Source organism: Martinezella lusitana (genome assembly GCF_010668395.1).
Lineage (GTDB): Bacteria > Pseudomonadota > Alphaproteobacteria > Rhizobiales > Rhizobiaceae > Rhizobium > Rhizobium lusitanum_A.
The window spans coordinates 38,880-49,055 of record NZ_WUEY01000032.1 but is presented as its reverse complement, the minus strand read 5'-3'; the positions used below and the strand labels follow the sequence as shown (position 1 = coordinate 49,055).

Annotated in this window: 8 protein-coding genes; 3 read left to right on the top strand and 5 right to left on the bottom strand. The window is 59.6% G+C overall.

Annotation, left to right across the window (positions count from 1 at the left end; all coding sequences use genetic code 11):
• The coding region (locus tag GR212_RS37000) for a hypothetical protein (RefSeq protein WP_204326878.1) at window positions 1-287 on the top strand (287 nt) is incomplete at its 5' end.
• 284 nt (window positions 288-571) lie between these two features.
• On the opposite strand, the gene GR212_RS33845 is transcribed toward GR212_RS37000, so the two are convergent.
• Window positions 572-1,480: an AraC family transcriptional regulator gene (locus GR212_RS33845; protein WP_163993887.1), complete on the bottom strand. Its 909-nt coding sequence runs from the start codon at window positions 1,478-1,480 to the stop codon at window positions 572-574.
• 225 nt (window positions 1,481-1,705) lie between these two features.
• Here GR212_RS33845 and GR212_RS33840 point away from each other — a divergent pair, with 225 nt between their 5' ends.
• Both GR212_RS33840 and GR212_RS33835 read left to right on the top strand, forming a co-directional pair.
• The gene (locus GR212_RS33840) at window positions 1,706-2,707 is read left to right on the top strand and encodes an aldo/keto reductase (RefSeq protein ID WP_163993885.1); all 1,002 of its coding nucleotides are present in this window, start codon (window positions 1,706-1,708) and stop codon (window positions 2,705-2,707) included.
• A gap of 2 nt (window positions 2,708-2,709) precedes the next feature.
• Window positions 2,710-3,348 carry a nuclear transport factor 2 family protein gene (locus GR212_RS33835; protein WP_204326877.1) on the top strand — a complete coding sequence of 213 codons (639 nt, stop codon included), beginning with the start codon at window positions 2,710-2,712 and terminating at the stop codon, window positions 3,346-3,348.
• 270 nt (window positions 3,349-3,618) lie between these two features.
• Here GR212_RS33835 and fhuB read toward each other — a convergent pair whose 3' ends face one another.
• From fhuB to GR212_RS33815, 4 genes are all read right to left on the bottom strand, one after another.
• Window positions 3,619-5,628 carry a Fe(3+)-hydroxamate ABC transporter permease FhuB gene (gene fhuB / locus GR212_RS33830; protein ID WP_163993883.1) on the bottom strand — a complete coding sequence of 670 codons (2,010 nt, stop codon included), beginning with the start codon at window positions 5,626-5,628 and terminating at the stop codon, window positions 3,619-3,621.
• Complete coding sequence (locus GR212_RS33825) at window positions 5,625-6,482, bottom strand: ABC transporter substrate-binding protein (RefSeq protein ID WP_163993881.1); 858 nt, start codon at window positions 6,480-6,482, stop codon at window positions 5,625-5,627. Before GR212_RS33825 ends, fhuB begins: the two co-directional genes overlap by 4 nt.
• Before the next feature lie 23 nt (window positions 6,483-6,505).
• Window positions 6,506-8,971, bottom strand: a complete 2,466-nt coding sequence (locus GR212_RS33820) for a TonB-dependent siderophore receptor (RefSeq protein ID WP_163993879.1) — start codon at window positions 8,969-8,971, stop codon at window positions 6,506-6,508.
• Window positions 8,972-9,097: 126 nt separating this feature from the next.
• On the bottom strand, window positions 9,098-10,105 hold the full coding sequence (locus GR212_RS33815) for a FecR domain-containing protein (RefSeq protein WP_163993877.1): 1,008 nt from the start codon (window positions 10,103-10,105) through the stop codon (window positions 9,098-9,100).
• Window positions 10,106-10,176: the final 71 nt, after the last annotated feature.

Here is a 10,176-nt window from a genome sequence, read left to right as displayed (position 1 = left end):
GGCGACTATCGGGTAGGTCACTGCGTCCGAAAGAATTGGAGATCGTGGATAGGGTCTTTCGTCTTGTGACGGGCCAGCCGTGGTTCGACAAAAACGAATATTGTCTGGATGGTTTTGCTGTGCGGCTCAGTAATCTCGTTCGATCCGGCATCGTCAATCCATGCCAGCTTGAGACCGTCGCCGTCTTGTGGGCAATGACCGATTTCAGCCATGACATGACGGCCAGCCAGCGCGCGAAACTGATGGCGGCCCACGAAGCGAAGAGGCATCGACACCATGGACGATAGTTGGGTCGCGTCATAGACGCCGATCACTGCGACAGTGCCGCCGCCCACATCCCTGCTCATGAGGAATGCTCCGTGAGAAATTCGTTATTGCAGACAATCCAGCGCCAATCACCCTTCCCCACAATTTAGGAGGAAGCTGTTGATCTTGGAGGTGGCAATTTCTCGAACCATTTATATCCCCTTTGAATAGGGATTTGCTACTCGTTTGGATATTCTCGCCGCCGGTTCGTATCCCATCAAGACCTTTGCGGTTAAAAGTGGCGCGGGGCGTTTTTATTCCATGATTACATAGCAACTCGCCTTTCAGGCGATAGCTGCCTGAGACGATCTGCGTCACGCCCTGGCGGCAGTCCAAAGAGCCGGCTGTACTCCCGGCTGAACTGCGACGGGCTGTCGTAGCCGACGGAAAAGCCGACCGATGCGACGTCTTCGGATTCGGCGATGAGGCGCATGCGCGCCTCCTGCAGCCGAACCTGCTTCTGATACTGGATAGGAGTCATCGCGGTGACGGCGCGGAAATGGCGGTGGAACGTCGAAAGGCTCATGCCGGCGCGTTCGGCCATGTCCTCGATCCGGATGATCTCGGCATAATGGCTGCGGAGCCAGCGGATCGCGTGGCTGATCTGTGACAGGCGGCTGTCGGCAAGGCCGATCTGGCGGACAAGCCCGCCTTGGTCGCCGTTGAGCAGGCGCCAGAGGATTTCCCGCTCCAGGCCCGGCATAAGGATGGGGATGTCCTTCGGTCTTTCCAGCAGGCGGATCATCCGCAGGATGGCGTCGAGCAGATCCGGCGGGGCCGGGCTGACACCCATACCGGAAATCTCGACAGGAGGGCCCTCCGAGATCATCGCTTCGAGAAGAAGGGAAGCGATCGATGCCGGTCTCAACGTAAAGGCGACGGCAAGGAATGGCTCCTCTTCGTTGGCGAAGGCGATGTGACTGGTGATCGGCAAATCGACCGAGACGACGAGATATTGTCCGACGCCATAGTCGAAAATGCGCTCGCCAAGCACCGTCTGCTTCTGCCCCTGAATGACCACCACCAGCACCGGTTCATAGACATGACCGATCGGTTCGGTCGTGGTGCGGCAGATGGAGAGCTTCATGCCGCCTATGGCTGTGGGGATCGTGGCCAGTTCCTCTGGGCCGGTATGGCGTATGATGCGTTCTCGAAGCTCGATCAGGGGTTCCATGACTGGATATTCCATCACCGATCGAACTGTCCGGCAAGGGTAGGACGTATGAATCGAGCGTCATTGACAGGATCGTGCAAGAGTTTGCCATCATCGATCTACCGCATTGGGCTTGCTGCCTGCTTCAATCCCGTTGAAGCGCGCATTGGCCGAAACAGCCTGCGCCCCGGAAGGCAATCCGCTCGGCGGAGCCGCCGATCCTCGATAGAGTCAGGGAGAATAAGCATGAAACAGGTCCAACTTGGCAGTCAGGGACTGGTCGTCAGCGCCCAAGGGCTGGGCTGCATGGGAATGAGCACGACCTATGGGCCGAGCGACGAGCAGGAAAATCTGAGCACCCTGGCCCGGGCGCTCGATCTTGGCGTCACGTTCTTCGACACGGCCGAGGTTTATGGCCCCTTTGCAAACGAAGAATTGCTGGGCAAGGCCTTTGCCGGAAAACGCGACAAGGTCGTGCTGGCGACCAAGGTTGGGTTCGAGTTCACGGCTGACGGCAAGCTTGCGATGGTGGATGGAAAACCTGTGGTCACCGGCAGACCGGCGTATGTCCGGGCAGCCGTCGAGGGATCGCTTCGGCGTCTCGGGACTGACTTTATCGATCTTCTTTATCTGCACCGGATCGATCCGGAAACACCGATCGAGGAGACGATCGGCGCCTTGGCCATGCTCGTGAGAGAAGGCAAGGTCCGCACGATCGGCGTTTCCGAGGCGTCGGCGGCGACGATCAGAAAGGCGCATGCCATCCATCCGCTGACCGCCGTCCAGACCGAATATTCATTGTTCGAGCGTGGTGTCGAGTGCAACGACGTGCTCGGGACGATCCGCGAACTGGGCATTGGCTTCGTCTCCTATTCGCCGCTCGGCCGTGGCTTCCTGTCCGGCGAACTGAAAAATCTGGACAGTCTCGCGCCGACGGATTTCCGGCGGTTCGATCCGCGCTTCCAGGGCGATAACCTTCAGGCAAACCTGCGCCTTGTCGATCGCATCACCGAGATCGCCGCGAGCAGGGGCGCCAAGCCATCCCAGCTTGCCATTGCCTGGACGATGAACGCCGGGACTGTGCCGATCCCCGGCACACGACGGGTGAAATACCTTGAGGAGAATATTGCCGCCGCCGATATCATCCTGACAAGCGATGAATTGGCTGCACTCGACGAGGCCGCTCCGATCGGTGCCGCGACCGGGGATCGGTATTCCTCCGCCATGATGGAAACGCTGGGACACTGATCATGGATGCGTCAGCGAAAATCATCCTGGACCGGCGGGCATTGCTTCTGACGGCAGGCGCGGTGGCTACCGCCGCCGGGCTGCGACCGGCAAGCCTGAACGCAGCCGATAACGCCGCCAACACCACTTCGGAGATCACGATGCCTTCACTATCCCAAGAGATGCTCTACACCACCTCGCTGACGGCCACCACGCTCACCGGCGAGGCGGCAGATCGCGTCGCCATACGCGAGCTGATCGATGCCTGGGCGCATTTCGCCGACCGCAGGATGGCGGAAAAGCAGGCGGGTCTATTCACTGCGGACGGCGGCTACTCGATCTACGACGGCGATCCCATGACGCACCAGCCAATCGGAGCCCGTCGCGGCTTTGCCGGCATCGTCGAGGCGTTGGGAGCTTTGAACAAATACATACATACCACGCACTTCAACGGACAAAGCACCATCGTGATTAAGGGCGACCGCGGTGTCGGCGAATCCTATTGCCTGGCGCACCAGCTTTATGAGGAGAATGGTGAGCGGAAGCTTCAGATCCTGTCGATCCGTTATTATGACGAGTTTGCCCGCCAGGGCGGCCGGTGGCTGTTCGCCGACCGGAAGCTGATCATCGACTGGAGCGACACGCGGTCCTGGATGCCATAGGCTTCCGACCTAAGGCAATTCCGGCGATGGTTGTTTCAGGAGGCTCCCCTTTTTGAAGGGAGCGCAGAAAATCCGGCAGGTCCGGTGCTTGTGGCCATCAACGGTCCGCACGACATGCCGCGGCAGCGCTTCGTTCCCTTATCGGAACCAAAAAAATGGCCGGAAAAGGCAGTATTCTCTTCAAAAAGGCGCAATGGCGTTGTCCGGGGTAGCGTCGGAGCTCAGGTTCCGTTTAGCTTGCTTGCACAAAAACCTCCGGCTTGACGCCCATCATCGCGCCCTTGCGGCCATCAGTTTCAGGAGATAGGGACCGCCGACAATGGCGGCGAACAAGCCTGCTGGGATCTCATAAGGAAATATCACGTTGCGGCCGAGCCAATCGGCGGCAACCATGACAAGCGCTCCGATGGCGGCTGCGGCATAGGACTGGAGGAGAGGCTGCTGGAAGCCGGCTCTCGTCGCCATATGCGGAGCTAGGAGGCCGACAAAGGTCAGTGGCCCAACGGCAAGTGTTGCGGTTGACGTCATCAACGCCGCGAGGAGTATCAGTATGAAGCGTGAAAGGCTGAGATGCAGGCCGACGGCGCGCGACATACCTGTACCGAGCGGCAGGACCGTCAGCCATCTGGCAAGCGGCGGCAATGTCGCTAACAGCGCAAGACAGCTCGCTATGAGAAATGATGCTCGCGCTTGAGTCATTCCGTAAGTGCTGCCTGATAGCCATGCAAGCAGCGCGCTCATGCGCGGATCGCCCGATATCATCAGCAGCGCCGCGATAGCGCTGAACAGGGTACCGACGGTAATGCCGATCAAGATCATCGACTCCGGCGAGAAGCTCTGCCTGTGGCCGAAGAAGGCGATAGGTACCAGGATGGCGAGGGCACCGATCGCTCCTGCGCCAAGCTGTGTGCCGATGTCAGGTGCAGGAACGAGAAAGAGTAGAGAGATTATCCCCAGGCTCGACCCGGAGGAAACGCCGAGGATTTCCGGCGACGCCAGGGGATTCGCAGTCAGTCGCTTCATAATGATGCCCGCCACAGCGAGCAGTGCCCCTGCCGCCAGTGCAGCCATCGTGCGCGGCATCCGTAGCGCGTCGAGCTGCGGAAAGACCGATGCGGCACTGAAACTCCATCCTTGCGGGCCGTGCCCACATTCGACGGCAAGCAAGGTCAGGACCGCAACCGATAGCACAAGCAGGAATAATGCCACGCGGGGATGGCGTAATCGCCTGACTGCGGCTTCGGTCAGTCGCGGTGCTTCGCTCGTTTTCATCCGACGAATGAGAACAAGCAGGATCGGAGCACCGATCACGGCCGTTGCTATGCCTGTCGGCAATCCGGCACCGGGCGGCAGCAACAGTTGCAACAGTTGATCGGTTGCCAGCAGCATGGCGGCCCCAGCGGCTGCCGACCATAGGATTTGATCGCGAATACCATGCCGGCCACTCAGCCGGGCAAGCGCGGGCGCGGCAAGCCCGACGAAGGCTATGACGCCGACGACGCTCGTCACCAATGCCGTTGCGACGACCGTCACCGCCAGTGCGGCCAGTCGCACGTTACGGACGGACAATCCCAGGCCACGCGCACCCTCGTCGCCGAGTGTAAGCACTGTTAGGGATCGGGGGATGATGGTGACGGCGACCAGGCCGAGCCCCACCACCCAGGGCAGAAGGAGAAGAACCTTGTTCCAATCGTTCTGCACCAGGGATCCGGCACCCCAAATGTAGATCCCTTGCAACGCCTCCTGATTGAGAAGCAGGGCGATCGCCGAAAATGACCCGCAATAGAGCGAGATCAGCAGGCCACCGGAAATCAATCTGGCGGGGGAGAGTACTCGGTCCCAGGACAGCGCCAGTACCACTAGTGTCGCGGCCGACGCCCCGATCAGGGCCGCTATTTCGCGGCTGGCGGCCGGCAGTGCTGGAAACCAAAGGCCGCAGGCGACCAGGGCCAGTTGCGCTCCTGCGGGTACGCCGAGCGTCGTCGGTTCGGCGAGCGGATTCCTGAGGGTAAGTTGCATTAGCGCGCCGCAGCCGCCGAGAGATGCACCGGCGATGACGGCCATCGCGAAGCGAGGTATTAGGCTGTAGCGGAAAACGAGCTGGCGGATATCGTCGGGATCGCCGCCGAACATCGCCTGCCACCATTGCGCCAGCGGCAAAGCCCGTTCCAGATTATAAAGACTGGCAACGACGGCGAGGAGCGCGAGCGCTATCAACGGGATGATGCCGCCACGCGCAAGCCATGTCGGCCGTATTGATTGCGTTGCTGGCATCGTCATTTCGATTCCGCCAGTGCCATGCCGGCATGATCTGCAAAGCGGCCGGCGCTTGCGACACCGCCAAAGAACCACATGCTCGGCAATATGCTGATCCGCTTTTGCCGGACGAAGGCGAGGCTACGCCAGACAGCGCTCGTGGCGGCGATCTGTTCGAGATCCTGAGCCCCAAGGCCAAGATAGAGCAGATGCGCCTCTTTCTCGCAGACAAGCGCATCGATGCCGACAATCCCGAAACCCCAGGCACTTGTCGCACCCTGCCAGGCATTCGCAACGCCCATGCGATCGAGAACGTCCTGAAAGAGGCTGTTCCGGCCGAAGATCATCAGATGATCGGGATCGACGAAACGCGCGAGATAGACAGGGCACGAAAAGCCGGCCACTTGCTCGGCCGCCCTTGCAATGGCGCGATCAGATGTCGCGATGGCGGCCTCTGCTTCGGAGATGCGGTCCAGCCTGCCGCCGAGCCGCCGCAGTTCGGATGCCGCGTGCATATAGGGCGAGCCCGTGACCGCGTAGATGGATGCGGACAGGCAGGGCGCGATCTGCGGCAGCAGCGATATGGACGCTTCCTGGTTTTCGTTGGCGAGGATCAAATCCGGGGCGATCTGAACCAGCATTTCGAGATTGGGATTGCCGCGTAATCCGAGCTCGACGACATCGGTCGGCAGCAGCGGCTCACCAACCCAGGCGCGATAGCCCGCCACCTCCGTGAGCGCTACCGGAACCAGATTTAACGACAGGGCCATCTCCGCCAGGGTCCAATCCAGCACGGCAATGCGCCTGGCAGCGGGAGACGTTGCGGAAACGCCCTGCCGAGGGAGGACCGCGAGGTACGCTCCACCGGCAAGGGACAACAGATGTCTCCGCCGCGTTTGCATCACCATTGGTAAGTCAGCGTGCCCAAGACGCTGCGGCGATCGCCGTAGTAGCAAAGCGTCCCGCCATTGCAGGCTGCGACATATTCCTTGTCGAAGAGATTGCTGGCATTCAACGCGGCCCTCCAACCCTTCATCTTTGGATTTGCGGCACCGAAATCATAGGAAATCGCCGCATCGACCAGGGCGAAGGAGGGTACCTTGAAGGTATTGGCATCATCGCCGTAACGATCGCCACGATAACGAACCCCGGCGCCCAACCCGAGGCCGTTAAGCGGCCCGGAAGACACTTTGTAGTCGAGCCACAGAGAAGCCGCGTTCTTGGATGTGCCGACCAGCTGCTTGTCAAGCGTTGTCGGGTCGTTTGTCTTTGAATTCACCGCGAGCAGATAGGCATAGCTGAAGCGCAGATTGAGATCGTCGTCGAGGCTGGCCACGGCCGATAGTTCGATGCCTCTTGAATGCACTTCACCGGTTTGAACCGAGAAACCGGTACCTCCGGGGGAGGTATCTGGCGTCGTGACATTCGTTTGACGCAGATCGAATGCGGAAAGCGTGATGAAGCTGTCATAGCCGACAGGCTGGTATTTCACGCCGATCTCGTATTGCTTGCCTTCGGTCGGCTTGAACGGATTGCTGGAGCGGTCCGTTCCCGATGTCGGCTGGAACGACGTCGAATAGCTGGCATAGGGTGCGATGCCGTTGTCGAATTGGTAGACAACACCCAGCCGCCCCGTCGGCTTGTGATCCTTGATGTCCTGGCTCGTACCAGAGATCCGGTCGTCCGTATCGGTATCAGTCCAATCGTAACGCAGGCCGCTGACCACGGTCAGCCTGTCCAACGTCACCTGATCCTGGGCATAAACACCCAGCTGGCTAAGGGTCTGATAGGTATGACCGGTTATGGCAGGCTGGGAAATTCCCAGATTGTAAACCGGGTTGAAAATGTCCAAGGTTGGCACGCTGAAGTCTATGCCAAAGGTCTGCTCCAGCGTCGTGCGCTGATAGTCCAGGCCCACGAGGAGCTTGTGTTCGATATCGCCCGTATCGAATTTGACTTCGGCCTGATTATCGACTGTCAATTGGCCGAGCTGGTCGCGATCGTACAGGGCGTAGCGGTTCAGCGTCCTGAGATCCGGTTGCAGCCCATAGGCAAGTATGCCGCCGAATTTCGCATCCATGCTGCCGTAGCGCAGGTTCTGGCGAACAGTCACCGAATCGTTGAAGCTATGCTCGAACGAATAGCCGATGGTGCTGCTTTTCCTCGAATAGATGTCGAAGCTCGGATCACCGATGTTGCGGCTTGTCGGGATCCTGCCATTGGGATTGGGAAGAACCGTTCCCTGCGAGGGGAGGGTATAATATTCGCCGAGATCCGGATCGTACTGATAGCTGCCAAGCAGCGTGAGCTTCGTATCTTCGTCTGGTTTCCAGGTGACCGCCGGCGCAACGGCGAGCCGCCTGTCCTTGGTGAAGTCGACCTGCGCGTCGGCCAAGCGCCCGAGCCCGGTCAGCCGGTAGAGAAACTGCCCTTCCGGATCGACGGGGCCGCTGAAATCGAACATACCTTGCAGATGGTCATAATTGCCGCCCTGAATGGAAACTTCGTGGAACGGCTCTTCGGTCGGCATCTTGCTGACCATGCTGATGATCCCGCCCGGCGAGGCCTGACCGTACAATACGGAAGCAGGCCCACCGATCCGCTCGACCCTTTCGAGAAGATAGGGGTCGATCTGATTGATACCCCAAGAGCCGTCCGTCAGGCGAAGTCCGTTGAGATACTGGCTGGCAAGAAATCCGCGCGAGTAGAGATTGTCCCTGCGTGATTCCGAACCAAGCGGCTGCTCGACGCCGGCAACATAGCTCAGAGCATCACTGACGCTCTGGGCCTGGCGGGTCTCTATTTCCTTGCGACCGACAACTGAAATGGTTTGCGGAGTTTTGATGAGCGGCGTGTCGGTCTTGGTGCCCGTCGCGCTTTGCGTGGCCACATAACCGCGGATCGGCCCCCAGGCATTTTCCGCACTTCCCTGCACGACGATGGGGGCAAGCGCGGTCGCGTCGCCTGCCGTGGCGGAGGCGCTGCCATTGCCTTCCGATCCCGAGATCGTCACGCTTTTGGGGCCGGTAAAGCGATAGCTGAGCCCTGTTCCCGCCAGGATGCGTCCGAGCGCGGCCTGAGGAGTGAGCGTACCGCTTATGCCGCTGCTCTTCAGTCCCTGCACCCGCGCCGTATCGTAGAAGACCTGGATACCGGCCTTGTCTGCGAACGAAAGGATGGCGGCGTTCAGACTTTGAGCCGGGATCTTGAACACGATCGTTGCAGGCTCGGCGGCAGCCTTGCTCGTGGCACTCTGCGCGGAAGCGCCGCTCGCAAACGTCATTCCCAATAGCAGCGCCGTCGTGCTTGTCGCCCCTGCAAGTCCAACCAAAGCCGAGCGAACAAGGCTCTTCCCCTTCACTGTCATGAAATGCCCCTGAATTCGTCTGTCTCGCGTCCCCCTCGGACGCTTCTTAAAATAGGACGATTTCAGTCATGTTTTTCAGTAAGGTTTTTTGCAATTTTTTAATTTGGCTGAATTAACTGAGTAAAATCAATAGAGTATGGTGACAAACGGTGGAACCGAAATGGTGCGAATCTGGAGCTCCGTAGCAATCCGGGCAAGAGAATTTCCCAAGTCGCTGGTATCGAAAACCCCGCTGACATGAAGACGCGCAAGCGAATCCCGTGTGATGACGATCCGACCGCGCCGATATCTGTTCAGCTCGGCCACAACCTTGGAAAGTGGGACGTCGTTGAAGATAAGCTTGCCTCGCCTCCATGAGGTCAGTTGGTCGACATCTTTCTGTTCGATCTCGCCGAGGACACCGTCCGCCGAATATCGCACGGCCTGACCCGGCGACAATAGCACGTCGTGCGCGGTATCGGTGGGTCCGTTGACTGTAACCTTCACCCTGTGTTCGACGACGGTCACGTCAACGCCGTCATCACCATTGTCGACGGCAAATTGCGTGCCGACAGCCTGCGCCGTTCCGATGCCGCTTTTAACGACAAAGGGACGCGTCTCGTTGCCGGCTCTGGGAGCGGCGGTGAAGTAAGCCCTGCCGGAAAGCAGCTCGACACGCCGCTCGTGCTGGTCGAACTCAACAGTCAGCGCAGAATTTGAGCCTAGGTCGACAACGGTTCCATCCGTCAGCGTTACCGTCTTTTGCTCGCCGGGGGCGGTGGCATAATCGGCGGACATCAGGGCAAATGGATTTCCAAACCAGAAGAAGCCGAGGCCTATGGCGAGAAGAAGGGTGGCGGCAAGCGCCAGCGCCGGCCGATATCGGTATGGGTGCTTCGGAGGACAGGCTGGTGTCGTGTGAGATGGCCGCGGCATCGATCGCGTGGCTTGCGTTCCGACGATCTGCTTGAGACCCGCCAGCTCTCCCCATGTGCGGTTCGCAAGTTCAAAGGCGTCGCGATGGCGGGCATCGGCGGAAACCCATCTCTCAAAACGGAGGCGCTCGTCTGGCGAGACATGCTCCGCCCCAAGACGAATAACCCATTCGGCCGCCGCTTCCTCGATTTCCTTGCCTGCCTCTTCCGCGTCTGTCACGTCCGGATCCTGTATCTGTTTCACCACGACTCGAACCGCTGCAATCATAGGACGCTTCGAGGTGCCCTATC